Source organism: Bradyrhizobium vignae (assembly GCF_900324035.1).
Classification (GTDB): Bacteria; Pseudomonadota; Alphaproteobacteria; order Rhizobiales; family Xanthobacteraceae; genus Bradyrhizobium; species Bradyrhizobium vignae.
This window is the reverse complement of the sequence record NZ_LS398110.1, coordinates 235,238-252,792: the sequence shown is the minus strand read 5'-3', so window position 1 is coordinate 252,792 and position 17,555 is coordinate 235,238. Positions and strand designations below refer to the sequence as shown.

Annotated in this window: 14 protein-coding genes and 1 tRNA gene; 8 read left to right on the top strand and 7 right to left on the bottom strand. The window is 64.5% G+C overall.

Annotated features, from left to right (window positions below; genetic code table 11):
- Positions 1-35: 35 nt before the first annotated feature.
- Complete coding sequence (locus BRAD3257_RS01230) at positions 36-1,421, bottom strand: MFS transporter (protein ID WP_122400301.1); 1,386 nt, start codon at positions 1,419-1,421, stop codon at positions 36-38.
- Positions 1,422-1,521: 100 nt separating this feature from the next.
- Between BRAD3257_RS01230 and ggt the strand changes: the two genes are divergently transcribed.
- Positions 1,522-3,273, top strand: coding sequence for a gamma-glutamyltransferase (gene ggt, locus BRAD3257_RS01225; protein ID WP_122400300.1), 1,752 nt, complete (start codon positions 1,522-1,524; stop codon positions 3,271-3,273).
- Positions 3,274-3,371: 98 nt separating this feature from the next.
- Positions 3,372-4,667, top strand: a complete 1,296-nt coding sequence (locus BRAD3257_RS01220; protein ID WP_122400299.1) for an MFS transporter — start codon at positions 3,372-3,374, stop codon at positions 4,665-4,667.
- A 100-nt stretch (positions 4,668-4,767) separates the two neighbouring features.
- On the opposite strand, the gene BRAD3257_RS01215 is transcribed toward BRAD3257_RS01220, so the two are convergent.
- On the bottom strand, positions 4,768-5,430 hold the full coding sequence (locus BRAD3257_RS01215; RefSeq protein ID WP_122406315.1) for a glutathione S-transferase family protein: 663 nt from the start codon (positions 5,428-5,430) through the stop codon (positions 4,768-4,770).
- Positions 5,431-5,596: 166 nt separating this feature from the next.
- On the opposite strand from BRAD3257_RS01215, the gene BRAD3257_RS01210 reads away from it, so the two are divergent.
- From BRAD3257_RS01210 to panE, 4 genes are all read left to right on the top strand, one after another.
- Positions 5,597-6,178 (top strand): DUF2239 family protein, encoded by a 582-nt coding sequence (locus BRAD3257_RS01210; protein WP_162500057.1) that lies wholly within the window; start codon positions 5,597-5,599, stop codon positions 6,176-6,178.
- Between the two features lie 89 nt (positions 6,179-6,267).
- Positions 6,268-7,617 (top strand): MATE family efflux transporter, encoded by a 1,350-nt coding sequence (locus BRAD3257_RS01205; protein WP_174221542.1) that lies wholly within the window; start codon positions 6,268-6,270, stop codon positions 7,615-7,617.
- A 90-nt stretch (positions 7,618-7,707) separates the two neighbouring features.
- Positions 7,708-8,316: a 2-hydroxychromene-2-carboxylate isomerase gene (locus BRAD3257_RS01200; RefSeq protein WP_174221541.1), complete on the top strand. Its 609-nt coding sequence runs from the start codon at positions 7,708-7,710 to the stop codon at positions 8,314-8,316.
- Positions 8,317-8,426: 110 nt separating this feature from the next.
- On the top strand, positions 8,427-9,350 hold the full coding sequence (panE, locus tag BRAD3257_RS01195; protein ID WP_122400295.1) for a 2-dehydropantoate 2-reductase: 924 nt from the start codon (positions 8,427-8,429) through the stop codon (positions 9,348-9,350).
- Positions 9,351-9,423: 73 nt separating this feature from the next.
- On the opposite strand, the gene BRAD3257_RS01190 is transcribed toward panE, so the two are convergent.
- The 4 genes from BRAD3257_RS01190 to BRAD3257_RS01170 all read right to left on the bottom strand — a co-directional run bounded on the left by BRAD3257_RS01190 (position 9,424) and on the right by BRAD3257_RS01170 (position 13,023).
- The gene (locus BRAD3257_RS01190; RefSeq protein ID WP_122400294.1) at positions 9,424-10,005 is read right to left on the bottom strand and encodes a c-type cytochrome; all 582 of its coding nucleotides are present in this window, start codon (positions 10,003-10,005) and stop codon (positions 9,424-9,426) included.
- A gap of 225 nt (positions 10,006-10,230) precedes the next feature.
- Positions 10,231-11,505 (bottom strand): PQQ-dependent sugar dehydrogenase, encoded by a 1,275-nt coding sequence (locus BRAD3257_RS01185; protein WP_122400293.1) that lies wholly within the window; start codon positions 11,503-11,505, stop codon positions 10,231-10,233.
- A 380-nt stretch (positions 11,506-11,885) separates the two neighbouring features.
- A complete protein-coding gene (locus BRAD3257_RS01175) occupies positions 11,886-12,872 on the bottom strand; it encodes an NAD-dependent epimerase/dehydratase family protein (protein ID WP_162500055.1) in 987 nt (328 codons plus the stop codon).
- Positions 12,873-12,948: 76 nt separating this feature from the next.
- A tRNA-Gly gene (locus BRAD3257_RS01170) sits at positions 12,949-13,023 on the bottom strand.
- Positions 13,024-13,294: 271 nt separating this feature from the next.
- Between BRAD3257_RS01170 and trxA the strand changes: the two genes are divergently transcribed.
- Together trxA and BRAD3257_RS01160 are read left to right on the top strand one after the other, a co-directional pair.
- Positions 13,295-14,218: a thioredoxin gene (trxA, locus tag BRAD3257_RS01165; protein WP_122400291.1), complete on the top strand. Its 924-nt coding sequence runs from the start codon at positions 13,295-13,297 to the stop codon at positions 14,216-14,218.
- Between the two features lie 33 nt (positions 14,219-14,251).
- Positions 14,252-14,929, top strand: coding sequence for an LON peptidase substrate-binding domain-containing protein (locus tag BRAD3257_RS01160; RefSeq protein WP_122400290.1), 678 nt, complete (start codon positions 14,252-14,254; stop codon positions 14,927-14,929).
- A gap of 12 nt (positions 14,930-14,941) precedes the next feature.
- On the opposite strand, the gene BRAD3257_RS01155 is transcribed toward BRAD3257_RS01160, so the two are convergent.
- Positions 14,942-17,440, bottom strand: a complete 2,499-nt coding sequence (locus tag BRAD3257_RS01155) for an EAL domain-containing protein (RefSeq protein ID WP_122400289.1) — start codon at positions 17,438-17,440, stop codon at positions 14,942-14,944.
- Positions 17,441-17,555 lie beyond the last annotated feature (115 nt).

Sequence of the window (17,555 nt, the reverse complement as noted above, 5' to 3'; positions counted from 1 at the left end):
CTCGCAATGACTGAGGTGAGATCGCATGCTGCGGGCTACTCCCGCACGCGCATCAACAGGCCAAGTCCCGCAACGAAGAACACCACCAGCACGGCCATGCCGGCCTTCTGGCTCGCGGTCACCGCGGTGATCATGCCGATCAAGAGTGGTCCGACGAAGGACGTCACCTTCCCGGTCAGCGCGAACAGGCCGAAATACTGAGCGATGCGATCGTGCGGTGCGAGGTGGATCAGCAGCGTGCGGGAGGCGGCCTGCAGCGGGCCGCCGGCCGCACCGATCAAACAGCCCAGCACGAGATAGGCGCGCTCCGCCGCGCTCGAGAACAGGGGAGCGCCTGCTTGCGGCGGCGCGACCTTGATGAAGAAGATCGCATCCTTGTCGACCAGCAGGATCGCCGCAAGCGACAGCAGCAGGATCAGCATGCTGCCGGCGATCACGCGCTTCGGTCCGAGACGATCGTCGAGCTTGCCGCCGAGCCATGCGCCGAACGCGCCGGCAATCGCGAGCATGATGCCGAACGTACCGATCTGGATCGTGTGCCAGCCGAACGTGCCTGCGGCATAGATGCCCCCAAACGCGAACAGCGACACGAGACCATCGGTGTAGATCATGTTGGCGAGCAGGAACGCCGCGAGCGACTTCTGCTTGGGCAACCCTTTGATCGACTGCTTGAGCTCCCACAGGCCCTCGCGCAGCGCCTCGTGCAACGGGCGCCTCGCCGGATAATCCGGCGTGAACAGGAACATCGGCGTCACGAAGATGATGAACCACAGCCCCGTCAGCGGCCCGGCGGCACGGTCGCCCTGATGCGTGACGGGATCGAGCCCGAACAACGGCGTGACGCCGAGCAGCGTGCGGCCAGTCTCGGGATTGGCGGCGAGCAGGCCGAGCACGATGACCAGGCTGACGATGCCGCCGATGTAGCCCGTAGCCCAGCCTGTGCCGGAGAGCCGGCCAATCCGTTCCGGCGGCACCAGGGTCGGCATCATCGCATTGTTGAAGACGGTGGCGAATTCCGCACCGACGCTGGCGAGCGCGACCGCGGTGAGCAAGGTCGGAATGATGGCGTAATCGCCGGGCTTGCCGATCCAGAGCGTGCAGGACGCCAGCACCAGCACCGCGCCGAAGCCTGCGATCCATGGCTTCCTGCGGCCCGCCGCGTCGGCGATGGCCCCCAGCACGGGTGACAGCAGCGCGATCGCAAGGCCCGCCGCGGCCATCGCGAAGCCCCACAGCGACTGGCCGGCGGCGGGATTTGGCGCAACGCTGCTCGCGAAATAGGGCGCGAACACAAAGGTCGTGATCAGCGTGAAATAGGGCTGCGCAGCCCAGTCGAAGAAGATCCAGCTGACGATGGCGGCACGGGGCGGATAGGTGCGCGGGGTGCTGGTCATGCGCACGTCGGGGGCGATCGTCGTCATCACGCAGTCCTCATCACGAACAGTTTTGCCTCTACCGGCGCAAACCGTATAGCATTGCACCGAGACGTGTGAACTGGCCCGAGCACGCGGCGGAAGTTTGATGATGTCGTCATATTCGACACGGCGGACATTTTTTGCCTTCATAGCCACGCTGGCGTTTGGCTTCGCTCCGGCGGCCGCTCAGGATGCGCGGACGGGCTATGTCCCGCCTGCACGCGACAGTGTGCGCGCCGTCGCCGCCGAGCACGGCATGGTGGTGGCGCAGGAGAAGATTTCCGCACAGGTCGGCGCCGACATCCTGCGGCGCGGCGGCAATGCGATCGATGCTGCGGTCGCGACCGGCTTTGCGATGGCGGTGACCTACCCGCGCGCCGGCAATATCGGCGGCGGCGGCTTCATGGTGATTCATTCCGCCGATCGCAATGAAGACGTCACGATCGACTATCGCGAGACGGCGCCGGCTGCAACCACGCCGCAGATATTTCTCGGCGCCGATGGCAAGCCTGACGCGACGAAGTCGCGCGATTCCGCGCTCGGCATCGGTGTGCCCGGCACAGTCGCCGGCCTCGCGCTGGCATTGGACAAATACGGCTCGGGACAGTTCACGCTGGCGCAACTACTCGCGCCGGCCATCGCGCTCGCCCGCGATGGCTTCACCGTCAGCGACGACATTGCCGATACGCTGCCGAGCTGGCACCGGCGGCTGGCACGCTGGCCTTCCTCGGCCAAGATCTTCTCGCGGCCCGATGGCACGCCGCTGGGCGAAGGTGACCGGCTGGTGCAGGGCGATCTCGCCGAAACGTTGTCGGCCGTAGCCGCAGTGGGGCCGCGCGGCTTCTATCAGGGGCCGGTCGCGGAGAAGCTCGCCAAGGCCGTGACCGACGCCGGCGGCATCATGACGCCGGCCGACCTCAGAGCCTATCAGCCGGTCATCCGCGCGCCGGTGCGCGGCACCTATCGCGGCTATGATATTGTCTCGATGCCGCTGCCCTCGTCCGGCGGCGTGGTGCTGGTCGAGACACTCAACATCCTCGAGGGGTTTCAGCTCGCTGATCTGAGGCAGGGATCGCCGGCATCGCTGCATCTCTTGATCGAGGCCATGAAGCGCGCCTATGCCGACCGTGCGCGCTATCTCGGCGACCCCGCCTTCGTCGACGCGCCGATCGAGACGCTCATCGCAAAGGACTACGCCGCCAAGCTGCGCGCGGGCATTTCCGCCGAACGCGCCACGCCCTCGAATGACCTCGTGTCCGCGTCTGCCGCGCCGCGCGAGGGCAGCAACACCACGCATTTTTCCGTCGTCGACAGTCGCGGCAACGCCGTCAGCAACACGTACACGCTGAACTTCAGCTATGGCGTCGGCCTCGTCGCCGAAGGCACCGGCGTGCTGCTCAACAACGAGCTCGACGATTTCACGGCGGCGGTCGGCGCTTCCAATGCCTATGGCCTCGTCGGCTTCGAGGCAAATCTGCCTGGACCCGGCAAACGGCCGCTCTCGTCGATGTCCCCGACCATCGTGCTGAAGGACGGCAAGCCGGTGCTGGTGACGGGCTCGCCTGGCGGCAGCCGCATCATCTCGACCGTGCTTCAGGTGATCGTGAACGTCCTCGACTACAGGATGGATGTTGCGGCCGCGGTCGCAGCGCCGCGGCTGCATCACCAATGGTTGCCGGATGAAGTGCGCGTCGAACGCGGCTTTCCCGACGACGTGCTGCTCGGGCTTAAGGTGATGGGCCATCTCATCGTCGAGCCGATGGGACAGACATCGGCGAATTCGATTCTCGTGACGCCGAACGGACCGCTCGGCGCGGCCGATCCGCGCACGCGCGGCGCGGAGGCGGCGGGGCAGTAAACCCGCTCTCTCTGCATGGCACGACCGCGCGCGCCGGCTTGCTCGGCCGTCGCGCATGCTACTACCGTCCGCCAAAGCAATTGCCGGGGAAACGCAACATGACCATCGCCGATCCGAACCAGCGCATCGAACGCGCCGAGATCGAGGACACCAGCCTGCTCGCCTTCTATCGCGACATGAATACGTCCGAACGGCGGACGTTCTGGGCCTGCGCGGCGGGCTGGGCGCTCGACGGCATGGACTTCATGATCTACCCGCTGGTGATCGGCACCATCATCGCGCTGTGGAAGGTCGATGCAGCCTCGGCCGGCCTTGCCGGCACGGTGACGCTGCTCGCCTCCGCCATCGGCGGCTGGCTCGGCGGTTATCTCTCCGACCATATCGGGCGTGTCAGGACGCTCCAGATCACTATCGTCTGGTTCTCTTTCTTCTCCCTGGTCTGCGCCGTCGTGCAGAATTTCGATCAGCTCTTGATCGCGCGCGCCGTTCTCGGTCTCGGCTTCGGCGGCGAATGGGCCGCCGGCGCCGTGCTGATGGGCGAGGCGATCCGGCCGCAATTTCGCGGGCGCGCGGTCGGCTCGGTGCAGTCGGGCTGGGCGGTCGGCTGGGCTCTCGCCGTGCTGTCGCAGGCGATCCTGTTCTCGCTTCTGCCGGCGGAGACGGCCTGGCGTTGGATGTTCGTGATCGGTGCGCTACCGGCACTGCTGGTGTTCTACATCCGCCGCTCCGTCACCGAGCCGGAGATCGCAGCCGAGGCCCGAGCAAAGCAGGCGGAAACGGGCGGTCATCCGAAACTCTGGGAGATCTTCACCTTCCCGATCGTGAAGACCACGGTGCTTGCGTCTCTGATGGCAACGGGCTGCCAAGGTGGCTACTACGCCATCACCTTCTGGGTGCCGCAATTCCTGACCAAGGAGCGGCACCTGTCCGTCGTCGGCTCGACCGGCTATCTGTCGACGCTGATCATCGGCTCCTTCATCGGCTATCTCACCGGTGCCTGGCTTGCCGATCGGATCGGGCGGCGCAATCTGTTCCTGATCTTCTCGCTAGGCGCCATGGCAGTAGTGCTGCTCTACACGCAGCTGCCGCTAACCAACGAGATCCTCTGGATACTGGGTTTCCCGCTCGGCTTTTTCGCCTCGGGCTATTTCTCCGGGATCGGCGCGTTCCTCACAGAACTCTATCCGACGCGACTGCGCGGCTCCGGCCAGGGCTTTTGCTACAATTTCGGCCGCGGCATCGGCGCGCTGTTTCCATTCCTCGTCGGCGCGCTGTCGGCGACGACGTCGCTGGCGAACGCGATCGCGATTTTTGCGGTAGTCGCCTATGCGGTGTTCTTCATCGCCGCGTTCGCGCTGCCGGAGACGCGCGGGCGCGTGCTGCACGCGGATTGACGGCTCGGCGTCATCCCCGGGCGATGCGAAGCATCAAACCCGGGATCTCGAGATTCCGGGTTCGGTGCTGCGCACCGCCCCGGAATGACGAGATAGTGGCTTACCTTCCCACCTGGTACGGCCCGCCCTTCTCGAGGGCACGCGCATAAGCCGGCCGCGCGTGGATGCGCTCCAGGAACGCCATGGCCTTCGGATGGCCCTGCTCGAGCCCGCCTCGCGCTTGGGCCGCTTCCAGCGGAAAGCTCATCTGGATGTCGGCCGCGGTGAACTCGCTGCCGGCGAACCATTCGCTCTTGCCAAGCTCACCTTCCCAATAGTCCATGTGCTGCTTGAGCTGCGGATTGACCAGCGCGGTCAGCGCCTGGTTGCAGACCTTGCGCACCAGCGGCCGAAGCAGCGCCGGCGCGCGCTTCGGCATCAGCGTGAACAGCAGCTTCAGGAGCAGCGGCTGCATCGCCGATCCTTCCGCATAGTGCAGCCAATAGGTGTAGCGCAGCCGCTCCGGCGTGTTCGGCGGCGGAATCAGCCGGCTGCCATAGGTGGCGATGAGGTATTCGATGATCGCGCCTGACTCGGCGATGGTGTTGCCGTTGTCGGTGATGACGGGCGACTTGCCGAGCGGATGGATGGCGCGCAGCTCCTTCGGCGCGCGCATGTCCGGCTGGCGCTGATAGCGCACGATCTCGTAAGGCACACCCAACTCCTCGAGTAGCCACAGCACGCGCTGCGAGCGGGAATTGTTGAGGTGGTGAACGGTCAGCATCGCGGAGTCCTCAAGCATTGGGCGTGGTCGGTCGGCCGCGCCGTTCGTGCCAGCCCGGAAACGCATTGTCGAGCCGCAGGTACAGATATTTTCACCCGGGTATATTGACGGCGGGAATTTACCCGGGTATTAAGCTCGCGGCACGAACAAAATGGCAATGATTCCAATGCAAGGGACCTACACAGCCTTCGTCGGCCAGCGTCGGCTGGCCTCCGGCACGGCCGGCGATGTCGCGCTCGCGGTCAAGCGAGCCACGCAATCGCTGGACCAGCCGATCATCATCTTTGATGACGGCACCGGGCGCTCGATCGATTTCGACCTGCGCGGCGATGACCGCGAGGTGCTGGCGCGGCTGGCGAAGCTGGCCCCGCCGCCGAGTGAGGAGGCTGAAGCACCCGCAGAGCCGCGCGGCCGCGGCCGGCCGAAACTCGGCGTGGTCGCGCGCGAGGTGACGTTGCTACCGCGACACTGGGAGTGGCTCAACGCGCAGGCGGGCGGTGCCTCGGTCGCGCTGCGCAAGCTGGTCGACGAGGCCAGGCGCGCGAGCGGCGACAAGGACCGCGAGCGCCAGGCGCGCGATGCCGCCTATCATTTCATGTCGACCATCGCCGGCAATCTGCCGCAGTTCGAGGAAGCCTCGCGCGCGCTGTTCGCGGATGACCGGCGGCGCTTCACCGGGCTGATCGCGGACTGGCCGACCGACATCCGCGACCACATCGTCAAGCTCGCCTACAGCGACCGCGCTTAAACCGCGCGCCGCTTCTTCACAACCCCATCGACAGCCGAGCCGCGCATTGCGCGGCAACGGCTTCGCACACCCTGATGAAAGGCCAATCCATGTCCGCCGCAACACCTCTCTGGACCACATTCCTCCGCTTCCTTGCTCCCCTAATGCTCAGCAACGCGCTGCAATCGCTGTTCGGCACTGTCAGCAACGTCTATCTCGGCCAGATGATCGGCGTCGACGCGCTCGCCGCCGTTTCGGCGTTCTTCCCCGTGATGTTCTTCCTGTTCGCCTTGGTCATGGGCCTGAGCACCGGCGCGACCGTGCTGATCGGCCAAGCGTTTGGCGCGGGCGAGCACAACGGGATCAAGCTCGTCGTGGGGACGACGCTCGCAGTCGGCTTGCTGCTGTCGATTTCGATTGCACTGGTTGGCGGGCTCTTCAGCCGGCAATTGATGATCGCGCTCGCCACGCCCGCTGACATTCTCGATGAGGCCAGCGCCTATGCGCGAATCATGCTGCTGACCATGCCGCTCGGCTTCATCTTCCTGCTGATGACGGCGATGATCCGCGGAGTCGGTGACACATTGACGCCGCTGCTGGCGCTGGCGTCGTCGACTGCGATCGGCCTGATTCTGACGCCACTGCTGATCCGCGGCGCGTCCGGATTGCCGGCGGCGGGTATCACCAGTCCGGCGTGGGCGGCTGCGATCTCCAACATGCTCACGCTGACCTCGCTGGCCGTCTATCTCCTGAGGAGGAAGCACGCGCTCGCGCCGGACGCGGCACTGCTGCGTCAGGTGCGGTTCAACGGCGCCGTGCTCAGTAAGATTCTCGGCATCGGGCTGCCGAGCGCGATCGGCATGATGGTGATGGCGATCGCGGAGCTGGTGCTGCTCGGCCTCGTCAACGGCTTCGGCTCAAACGCCACGGCCGCCTATGGCGCCGTCAATCAGGTGATGGGCTACACGCAGTTCACGGCGATGTCGATTTCGATCGCGGTCTCGATCCTCGGTGCGCAGGCGATCGGTGCCGGCGACCGGGCGCGGCTCGACCGCATCGTGCGCACCGGCCTTGCGTTCAACCTCGCTCTGACCGGCGGGCTGGTGGCGCTGATTTACCTGGTGCCGCGCACGGTGCTTGGCATCTTCATCACCGAAGGCGCCGTGCTCGATCTGGCGAGGGAGCTGCTGTACATCGCCTTGTGGAGCTCGGTGCCTTTCGGCCTCGCCACGGTGTTTTCCGGCGCGATGCGCGCGGCCGGCGTCGCCTTCACGCCGATGCTGCTGTCGATCTTCGCGATCGTCGCGATCGAGCTGCCGGCTGCGGTAATCCTGAGCGGCACGATCGGCCTTGGGGGCGTATGGGCCGCCTATCCGATTGTGTTCTGCGCCATGCTCGCCCTGCAGATGGGCTATTACCTCCTGGTGTGGCGCAAGCAGGCAGTCCAGCGTCTGATCTGATCCCCAAAGTATTATGACCATCATTAAACGGTGGACCTGTGGCGCGGCCTGCGCCACAATGAGCAAAAAGCGACGTCAGGGAGAATGATATTGACCCGCACCGCCCCGCAATTCCTGTTCGACTTCGGCAGCCCCAACGCCTATCTCAGCCATCTGGCGATACCGGCGATCGAGCAGCGGATCGGCGTCAAGTTCGAATATGTGCCGATCCTGCTCGGCGGCATCTTCAAGGCGACCAACAACAAATCGCCGGCCGAGACGCTGGCCGGCATCAAGAACAAGCGGGAGTTCCAGCAGGTTGAGACCGAGCGCTTCATCAGGCGCTTCCATGTCCAGCCCCATGTCTGGAATCCGCATTTTCCCGTCAACACGCTGAATTTGATGCGCGCGGCAATCGCGGCGCAGCTCGAGGGAGTCTTCGAAAAATACGTCGAGGCCGCCTTCCACCACATGTGGCGCGAGCCGAAGAAGATGGACGATCCTGAGATCGCGGCGAAGGCGCTGGAATCCTCCGGCCTCGATGCGCAGAAGCTGTTCGCCCGGACCCAGGAACCCGAGGTGAAGGGCAGACTGATCAAGAACACGGAGGAGGCAGTCGCCCGCGGCGCATTCGGCTCGCCGACTTTCTTCGTCGGCAACGAGATGTTCTTTGGCAAGGAGCAGCTCCGCGACGTCGAGGAGATGGTCCTCGGCAAATAGCATCATACTCCAGCGACAGAATGTGATCGCGGCAACATTCTGGGTTGCTTCGCTTCGCTCGCAAGGGCGTCTATAGATAGACCGCCAACAGCAAGAACAAGGAAGATCCCATGCGTATCCTCGTGGTCGGCGCCGGCGCCATCGGCGGCTATTTTGGTGGCAGGTTGTTGCAGGCCGGCCGCGACGTCACATTCCTGGTCCGGCCGCGGCGCGCCACCGAGCTTGCGAGCGCCGGCCTCGTCATCAAGAGCCCGAATGGCGACGTGACCTTGAACGATCCGCCGACCGTGCAGGCGGACGCGCTCAAGGACAAGTTCGACGTCGTGCTCTTGAGCTGTAAGGCGTTCGACCTCGACGACGCCATCAAGTCGTTCGCACCGGCGGTCGGGCCGAACACCACCATCATCCCGATGCTCAACGGCATGAAGCACCTCGACACGCTGGATGCCAAGTTCGGCAAGGAGCGCGTGCTGGGCGGCCTCTGCGCCATCGCCGCGACGCTGAACGATAAGCGCGAGGTGGTGCAGCTCCAGCCGATGCAGTCGATCAATTACGGCGAGCGCGGCGGCAGGATGTCGGAACGGGTGAAGGCGATCGACGAGGCCTTCAGGAGCGGCATCGCTGGCGCCACCGCCAGCGAGAACATCATGCAGGACATGTGGGAGAAGTGGGTGTTCCTCTCCTCGCTCGCGGCATCCACCAGCCTCATGCGCGCCTCGGTCGGCAACATCCTTGCGGCTCCCGGCGGTCGGGATTTCCTGCTCGGCATGCTCGATGAGACCAGCGCGATCGCGACCGCGTCGGGCTATCCGCCGGGCGGGCCGTTCTTCGAGCGGGTGAAGGGCAATATCACCACCGAGGGCTCGCCGATGACCGCGTCGATGTTCCGCGACATCAAGGCGGGCCTGCCGGTCGAAGCCGATCACGTCATCGGCGATCTCATCGCGCGCGCCGATGCCGCCAAGGTGCCGGTGCCGAAGCTGCGTATCGCCTACACGCATCTGAAGGCGTACGAAAAACAGCGGGTGGGATAGCGGCCGGCCACACACTCGGTGTCGTCCCGGATCTGCGCGCGCTTGAGGCGCGCTTGTCCGGGACGACGAACAGCTATTTCAAATGCGCCAGATAATGCGAGACCGCGGTGATTTCCTCGTCGCTCATGTGATAGGCGACATCGGCCATCGCGGCGACGCCGCCGCCGACGCGCTGGCCGGCCTTGTAATCGTGCAGCGCCTTGACGAGATATTCTTCGCGCTGGCCGGCGAGCCGCGCAACCGCCTTGGTGCCGGCATAGCTATCCGTGTGGCATGAGGCGCAGCGGCGGCCCGCGGCAACCTGCGCGCCTTTCTTCGACAGGTCCGGATCTTTGTCATCCGGGCCCTTCGGCGGCGTCAGCTGGGAGAAATAGGCGCCGAGATTGCGGATGTCTTCGTTGTTGATCTCCTCGACGATCGGCTGCATCTGGTCGTTCTTGCGCGAGCCAGCGCGGAAGAACACGAGCTGCCATTGCAGGAATTGATCAGGCTGGCCGGCGAGCGAGGGAATGTTCTCGGTCTGCGAGATGCCGTTCTCACCGTGACAGCCGGCGCAGACCTGCGCCTTGGCCTGGCCGGCGGAGACGTCGGCGGCGCGAGTGGCCGGCGCAATCAGAAAGCTGGCTGCCAGAGCTCCAAACCAAACGGCTCGCATGGATGATTTCTCCGACTGTCATTGCCGGGCTTTGACCCGCCTGCGAGGCCGAGGCCTGTTCGGTGAGCGTAGGCCCGGCAATCCATCCCATTGGTGAAACGTTTCTCGTTTGGTGGATACCCGGGTCAAGTCCGGACATGACGAACCTGTTCCGCTGCGAGCCTGCTGCGTCAGACAAAAGAGGCTGCAGCCGTCACCCGGTCGCAGCCTCGTTCTCGTGTCGCGCTACTTCTTGCTGTAGCTGATGCGGTAGATCGCGCCGGCCCAGTCGTCGGCAACGAGGATCGATCCGTCCTTGGCGAGGATGATGTCGTCGGGTCGGCCGAGATAGCCCTGGTCGCCCTCGAGCCAGCCGGAGGCGAACACCTCCTGCTTCGGGTTCTTGCCGTCAGGCCCGACGATCACGCGTACGATGCGCGCGCCCTGGTACTTGTGACGATTCCAGGAGCCGTGCTCGGCGATCAGGATGTTGTTCTTGTAGTCGGCGGGGAACTGGTCGCCGGTGTAGAACTTCATGCCGAGCGGCGCGACATGGGCGCCGAGATTCAGCACGGGCGGTGTGAACTCGGAGCATTTGTGGCCCATCGCGAACTTGTCGTCAGGCAGATTGCCCTGGTGGCAATAGGGATAGCCGAAATGCTCGCCGATCCTGTTGATCATGTTCAGTTTGTCTGAGGGCAGATCATCGCTGATCCAGTCGCGGGCATTCTCGGTGAACCAGTATTTGCCGGTGCGCGGATCGACGTCGCCGCCAACCGAGTTGCGGACGCCGAGCGCCCAGATCTCGGCGTTGCCGGTCTTGGGATCGACGCGCCGGATCTGCGACACGCTGGTCGGCGGAATGCCGATGTTGAAGGGCGGGCCGAACGGAATGTAGAACCAGCCTTCCTTGTCGACCGCGATGTACTTCCAGCCGTGCGCGGCATAGGACGGCATGTCATCATAGACGACCTTGCCCTCGCCGAGATTGTCGAGATTGGCTTCGGCGTTGTCGTAGCGGATCAGCTTGTCGACGGCGATGACGTAGAGCGCGCCGTCCTTGAAGGCGAGACCGGTGGGCATGTTCAGGCCCTTGAGGATGGTCTTGACCTCCTTCTTTCCGTTGTTGTCCTTGATGGCATAGACGTTGCCGAGACCGAACGAGCCGACGAACAGCGTGCCCTTGTCACCCCAGGCCATCTGCCGCGCGGCAAGCACGCCCGAGGCGTAGACCTCGATCTTGAAGCCCGGCGGCAGCTTGATTTTCTTGACGATGTTGGCGAGCTCGGCGTCGGAGGCGCCGGTCGGCGGGCCCGAGGGCGGCGCGAGACCCTTTTGCGCCTCGGTCTCGTCGCCGAGGAACCAGTCGTCCGGCGGATGGGTCCAGAACTCCTTGGTACCGGATTCGTATTTCTTCAGCGCCCGGTTCTTGTCCTGTTGCTGCGCATTGACAACGCTGGTCCCGGCAAAAAGGGCCACGGCCGCAAGCGCCAACACGGATCGATGGAACATCGATGTCATCGCGTCACTCCCCTAAGGCAGCCGTGAGGGCTGCGCGTTATTTTGTTTTGCTAGTCGAGAGGCGAAGTTTTGAGTCCGTCGGGACGACAGACGTAAAAAGGTTAGCACATCTGCGAGCCCTGAGAAGCGCATCGCGTGTGCTGCGGTTGCGCTCCGAAAAAATTGAGACGCAATGTCAATGAGCGGGCGGACGCCGCCGCGACAATGCTCTCGCTGCAGCGCGAAATCAATTTGGGCACGCGGATCGCTTGCAGGCGGCACGAGGGATCATACAAAAACGCGAAAACAACCCCATGCACAGTAGAACGGCTCAGACCGGCGCGCTCCCGGTGACGTCGAACAGGCATTTGAAACGTCGAGCAAAACAGCAATCGCGGCGCTTACGAAGCGACGGGGTAGGGCCCATCCTCGAACATCGTGTCATGATAGCCTTTCGACCCGATCTCGCGCGCCAGGGTGCTGCGAAAATCGCGGTCATCTCGCAGGCTGCGCAGCACATGCGCGAAGTCGTATTCGGGCCGCCAGCCGAGCTCCCGCCGCGCCCGTTCGTTGACATAGACGCGGTCGATCGCGGGGAAGAGCCGCCAGCCGCGCACCGCATAGAGCTGCGCACATTCCGGATAGAGCTCGCGCACGACACCGGCGGCATCGCGCGCAAGCGCTTCGAGATGACGTTGCTCGAACGGGCTCGTGGCCGAGACGATGTAGCGGGCGAACCCGATTCTGGGCGCGCGCTCGACGGCCAGCAGATGGGCGCTGACCGCGTCCGCGATATCCAGCCGGCGATAGAGCAGCTCGTTGGCCTGCGCGTTGTCGAGCGCGTAAGCCGACCGCATCGCCGGATCATCGTCGTCCTCGGGAAAGAAGCGCGAGGTCCGCAGGATGAGGACCGGCAGGGCGCGTTCGCGAAAGAACAGTTCGCACAGGTTCTCGGCCATCAGCTTGGTCGTGCCGTAGATGTTCTTCGGCACCGGCGGCAGGTCCTCGGTGACCCACACGGCGGTCTGCCCGGCCTCGGGGCGCAGCTGCGAGCCGAACGCGCTGGTGGTGCTGGTGAAGACGAAGCTCTTCACACCGGCCGCCGCGGCCGCCTCGAGCAGGTTGAGCGTGCCGGTGATATTGGTGTCGACGAAGTCTCGCTTGCCGTGGGTCGCCACATGCGGCTTGTGCAGCGTCGCGGTGTGGATCACTGCAGTGATGCCGTCCATCTGCGCTCGCACAAGCGCCGGATCGACGATCGAGCCGACGGCGTCGGTGAAAGGGGAGGGCTTCAGATCGAGCCCGCGGGCAGGCGACCCGCGCCCATGGAGCGTCCGCAGAATGGCCTCGCCGAGGTGGCCCGCGCTGCCGGTGACCAGAATTGTCATTTGAGATCCAATACAGCCGTCAGCTGCGTGGAAAACCACGGCCCTATCCGGTTTGGCTGGATGCTCTGGGAAAATTTGGAGCGGGCGAAGGGGCTCGAACCCTCGACCCCGACCTTGGCAAGGTCGTGCTCTACCACTGAGCTACACCCGCATCCTGTGTCGGTCGCGTGACGCGCCGGCAACGGCTGTCGTATGCCAAAAGCGGGAGGGGAATGCAACAGCTACCCGCGGCATAGATTTGCAATTGAGGACCCCATATGGACCCCGAACGTGGCCAAATGGACCGAAAAAGCTCCGGAACCGGCGAATCGGGGCGCCTGGATTGAAATTCGGCCCATCCGGCCCACTTTAGGAGCCGACCACAAGCATATGATGCGGCGGCATGCTAAAGAGCCGCCATTCCAGCATGACGAGGGGATCCCGTGACGATCATCGACCAGGGTAACGGAGCGGCGGGCCCGGCTGCGGCCGACCTGATCAAGGACACCACCACCCAGACTTTCGTGAAGGATGTCATCGAGGAATCGAAGCGCCAGCCGGTGCTGATCGATTTCTGGGCGGAGTGGTGCGGCCCCTGCAAGCAGCTCACCCCCGTGCTGGAGAAGGCGGTGAAGGCGGCCAAGGGCAAGGTCAAGCTGGTCAAGATGAACATCGACCACCATCCGGCGATCCCGGGCCAAATGGGCATCCAGTCGATCCCGGCCGTGATCGCCTTCGTCAACGGCCAGCCGGCCGACGGTTTTATGGGCGCGGTGCCGGAGAGCCAGGTCAATGCCTTCATCGAGCGGCTGACCAAGGGCGTCACCGCGCCGGGCGAGGTCAACGTCTCCGAGATCGTGCAGGAGGCCGAAGCTGTGCTCGCCGAGGGCGACACGGCGGCGGCGGCGCAGATCTATGCCGAGGCGCTCCAGCATGATTCGACCAATATCGCGGCGCTTGCGGGCCTTGCGAAGTGTTACGCCGTCTCCGGCGCATTGGAGCAGGCCAAGCAGACGCTGGCCATGGTGCCGGACTCCAAGCGCAACGATCCGGCCGTGAAGGCCGTGCAGACCGCGATCGATCTCGCCGAGCAAGCGAAATCGCTTGGCCCTGTCGCCGAGCTGGAACAGAAAGTCGCCGCAAACCCGCTCGATCATCAGGCCCGATTCGACCTCGCCACCGCGCTCAACGCGCAAGGCAATCGCGCGGCGGCGACCGAGCAGCTCCTCGAGATCGTCAAGCGCGACCGCAAGTGGAACGACGACGGCGCCCGCAAGCAGCTGGTGCAGTTCTTCGAGGCCTGGGGCGGCACGGATGATGCAACCGTCGAGGGACGCAAGCGTTTGTCGACGATCCTGTTTTCGTAGGGACGTACTGGCAACGCCAGGGGGACCGGGCAGATGCCGATCAACATCGAATATCGCGGGCCCGCCGACCTCCCGGAGATCATTCCGGTGTTTCCGTTGCCGGGCGCGCTGCTGCTGCCCCGCGGCCAGATCCCGCTCAACATCTTCGAGCCGCGCTACCTCGCGATGGTCGACGATTCCTTCCGCGACGGCCATCGCCTGATCGGCATGATCCAGCCGGACGTGGCGCATTCGCCGAAGGATTCCGACAAGCCGGCACTGTTCCGCGTCGGCTGCGTCGGCCGCATCACCCAGCTCGCCGAATCCGGCGACGGCCGCTACATCCTCGAGCTCACCGGCGTTTCGCGCTTCAAGGTGGTCGAGGAGCTCGAGGTGCTCACCCCCTATCGGCAGTGCAAGGTGGACTTCTTCGCTTTCGTCGACGACTTCACCGCGCGAAGGGGCGAGGAGGAGGTCGATCGCGAGGCGCTGCTGGCCGTGCTGGCGGATTTCCTGAAGGCCAACAATCTCAAGGTCGACTGGGAGGGCGTCGAGAGCGCACCCAACGAGGCGCTCGTCAACGCGCTGGCGATGATGTCGCCCTATGGTCCCGCGGAGAAGCAGGCGATGCTCGAGGCACCCGACCTGAAGACCCGCGCCGAGATCCTGATCGCCGTCACGGAGATGGATCTCGCCAAGAAACGCACCAGCGGCGATCCGCCGCTGCAGTGAGGGTCTGAAAGCTCACGCAGCGCGGACGGCCGCTTCGTCCCGCCGCAGCATTCTGGCGATGTCGGATGCAGGCATCGGCCGGCTGAAATAATAGCCCTGCGTTTCGATGCACCCTTCCTCGCGGAGGATGTCGAGCTGTTCCTTCGTTTCGACGCCTTCGGCGGTCGTCGTCTTGCCGAGGCTGACTGCGAAACGACCCACTGCGCGCGCGAGATGGCGCGCCTCGGCCCGCACGCCGGAGAGTTCGTCGACGAAACTGCGGTCGATCTTGACTTTGTCGAACGGGAATCTCTGCAGAAAGCTCAGCGATGAATAACCGGTGCCGAAATCGTCCAGGGCGATTTGCACGCCGAGTTCGCGCAACTGAGCGAGCACCGCAAAGACGGCTTCGCAGTCATGCATGATCACCGTCTCGGTGACCTCGAGCTCGAGCCTGTGCGGCGCGAGTCCTGAACTCGCCAGCGCGCCGACGATGACCGGAACGAGCTCCTTGCTCCTGAATTGGGCGGGAGACAGGTTGACCGCGATCCTGACAGATGTCGGCCATGTGGCAGCTTCCGCGCAGGCGGTCCTCAAGACCCACTCGCCCAGTGGCACGATCAAGCCGGTCTCTTCCGCAAGCGGGATGAATTCGCCGGGCAGGACCAGGCCTCGCTGCGGGTGATGCCAGCGCAGCAAGGCCTCGAAGCCACAGGTCTCGCCGGTCGCGGCGCTGACGAACGGCTGGTAGTGAAGCTCGAATTGACGGCCAACAAGCGCATCCCGCATGTCGCGCTCGAGGTTGCGTCGCGCATGCATCAGCTCGTCGAACTCCGGCTCGAAGAAGCGGTATGCACCACGTCCACCGCTCTTGGCCGAGTAGAGCGCGAGATCCGCGCTCTTCAGGATCACGTCGGAATCGTTGCCGTCCCGCGGCGCGATCGCAATGCCGATGCTGGTGCCCACCGTAACCCGGTGATCGCCGAGATCGAAGGGTTCGCAAAGCGCCTTTCTGATGTTCTCGGCAAGGGCGGCGGCCTCCACGGCCGGGTTGGTCACGTAGTCGATGACCGCGAACTCGTCGCCGCCGAGTCGCGCGATCAACGCGGTTTCCGTGACGCATTCGCGCAGACGCGCGGAGACGGCGCGCAGCAGCGCATCGCCCGCCGGATGTCCAAGCGTGTCGTTGACTTCCTTGAAGCGATCGAGATCGAGCATGAGCACGGCCAGATCGAGGCCGCCGTTGCGCGTCACCGCAATCGCATGCTCCATCCGCTCCCTGAGCAGCACGCGATTTGGCAGATCGGTCAGCGCGTCGTGTTGCGCCATATGGGTGATCTTGGCCTCGGACCGGCGTTGCTCGGTTACGTCGAGATGCGTGGCCACCCATCCGCCGCCGGCCATTGGCTGTCGCGTCACGCGGATCAGCCGGCCATCCGCAAACTCGTCGATCCTGCTCGAAACTGCATCGAACGGCAGGGCCGCCAGTTTCGAGATGAATTGCTCGGCAGCGCATTCGCTGGAATCGCCCTTGAGAATGCCCTTCGCGATACGATGCCTGATGATGTCGGTATGCGATGTCCCGGTCCTCAGCAGCTCCGGCGGCAGCTGATAGAGTCGGGCATAACGCTCGTTGCAGACCACAAGCCGCTTTTCGGCGTCGAACATGCAAAGACCCTCGACCATATGATTGATCGCCGTATCCAGCCTGAGCGTCTGTTCCTGTAGTTCCAGCTGCGAATCTTCGAGCTGCTGCCGGGCGAGCGAAAGCTGGCTGATGATCTCCTCGAACCTGGCGGTTCGGCTTGCCAGGCGGCGATCGGCCAGCACGCCGATCAGGCTCATCCCCAGCACGGAAAGTGCGACACCGGCGATGGCAAGTGCGAGGAAACCCGGAGAAAGCGAGAGCTTGTCCGTCGCGAGGGTGGGGTCCGGCGTGATCTGCACGGCGCCCATGGCTGTGAAGTGATGCGACACGATGGCGAGTGTGAGCAGGACGGCCGCTCCCAGCGTGCCCCGATAGTCCTGGTAGGTGAGGGCAACTGCCAGCGCTGCGTAGCCGAGGCACATGCCGAGAATGATCGAGACGATTACCAGGTCCACCGACCAGGCGACCCGGCCGGGCACTTCAAGGGCCCACATCCCCAGATAGTGCATGCTGGCAATGCCGCCGCCGATGATGACTCCGCCCGCCATCGCGCCCCAGCGACCGGACGTGCCGACCGCCACACCGAAGCCGACCGAGGTCAGAACCATGGCCGCGGCGAGCGAGAACGCCGTCAGCACGAGGCCGTAGCCGGTCGTGACACCCGGCTCATAAGCGAGCATCGCGACGAAATGCGTGGCCCAGATTCCGTAGCCGATGGCGGCGCCGGCAATCGCGATCCAGATCCACCGCGTTCGCGCGCGCGTCGCGATCGCACGATGAAAGATGTTGGCTGCGACGATGCTCGCGACGAAGCAGACCAGGCCTGCGAGTACGACGAGCCGCAAATCGTGCTCGGCCGTAAGACATGAAAAAACGCGGAACATGCAAATCGCTCCCTCGTCAATACTATCGAGGATTGAGCCGATCAGGCTTTGTCCGCGTTAATTTTCTGCAATGCCCGGTTGCATGCCTATCGCGAGGTAAATGTTTCCCCGCAAA

Excerpts from the sequence above, each read along its gene's own strand:
- BRAD3257_RS01190 (WP_122400294.1), bottom strand. The coding sequence starts at position 10,005 with ATGCGAGCCGTTTGGTTTGGAGCTCTGGCAGCCAGCTTTCTGATTGCG.
- BRAD3257_RS01160 (WP_122400290.1), top strand. The coding sequence starts at position 14,252 with ATGCCGATCAACATCGAATATCGCGGGCCCGCCGACCTCCCGGAGATC.
- ggt (WP_122400300.1), top strand. The coding sequence starts at position 1,522 with ATGATGTCGTCATATTCGACACGGCGGACATTTTTTGCCTTCATAGCC.
- BRAD3257_RS01185 (WP_122400293.1), bottom strand. The coding sequence starts at position 11,505 with ATGACATCGATGTTCCATCGATCCGTGTTGGCGCTTGCGGCCGTGGCC.
- BRAD3257_RS01175 (WP_162500055.1), bottom strand. The coding sequence starts at position 12,872 with ATGACAATTCTGGTCACCGGCAGCGCGGGCCACCTCGGCGAGGCCATT.
- BRAD3257_RS01155 (WP_122400289.1), bottom strand. The coding sequence starts at position 17,440 with ATGTTCCGCGTTTTTTCATGTCTTACGGCCGAGCACGATTTGCGGCTC.
- BRAD3257_RS01220 (WP_122400299.1), top strand. The coding sequence starts at position 3,372 with ATGACCATCGCCGATCCGAACCAGCGCATCGAACGCGCCGAGATCGAG.
- BRAD3257_RS01230 (WP_122400301.1), bottom strand. The coding sequence starts at position 1,421 with ATGACGACGATCGCCCCCGACGTGCGCATGACCAGCACCCCGCGCACC.
- panE (WP_122400295.1), top strand. The coding sequence starts at position 8,427 with ATGCGTATCCTCGTGGTCGGCGCCGGCGCCATCGGCGGCTATTTTGGT.
- BRAD3257_RS01215 (WP_122406315.1), bottom strand. The coding sequence starts at position 5,430 with ATGCTGACCGTTCACCACCTCAACAATTCCCGCTCGCAGCGCGTGCTG.
- BRAD3257_RS01205 (WP_174221542.1), top strand. The coding sequence starts at position 6,268 with ATGTCCGCCGCAACACCTCTCTGGACCACATTCCTCCGCTTCCTTGCT.
- BRAD3257_RS01210 (WP_162500057.1), top strand. The coding sequence starts at position 5,597 with ATGCAAGGGACCTACACAGCCTTCGTCGGCCAGCGTCGGCTGGCCTCC.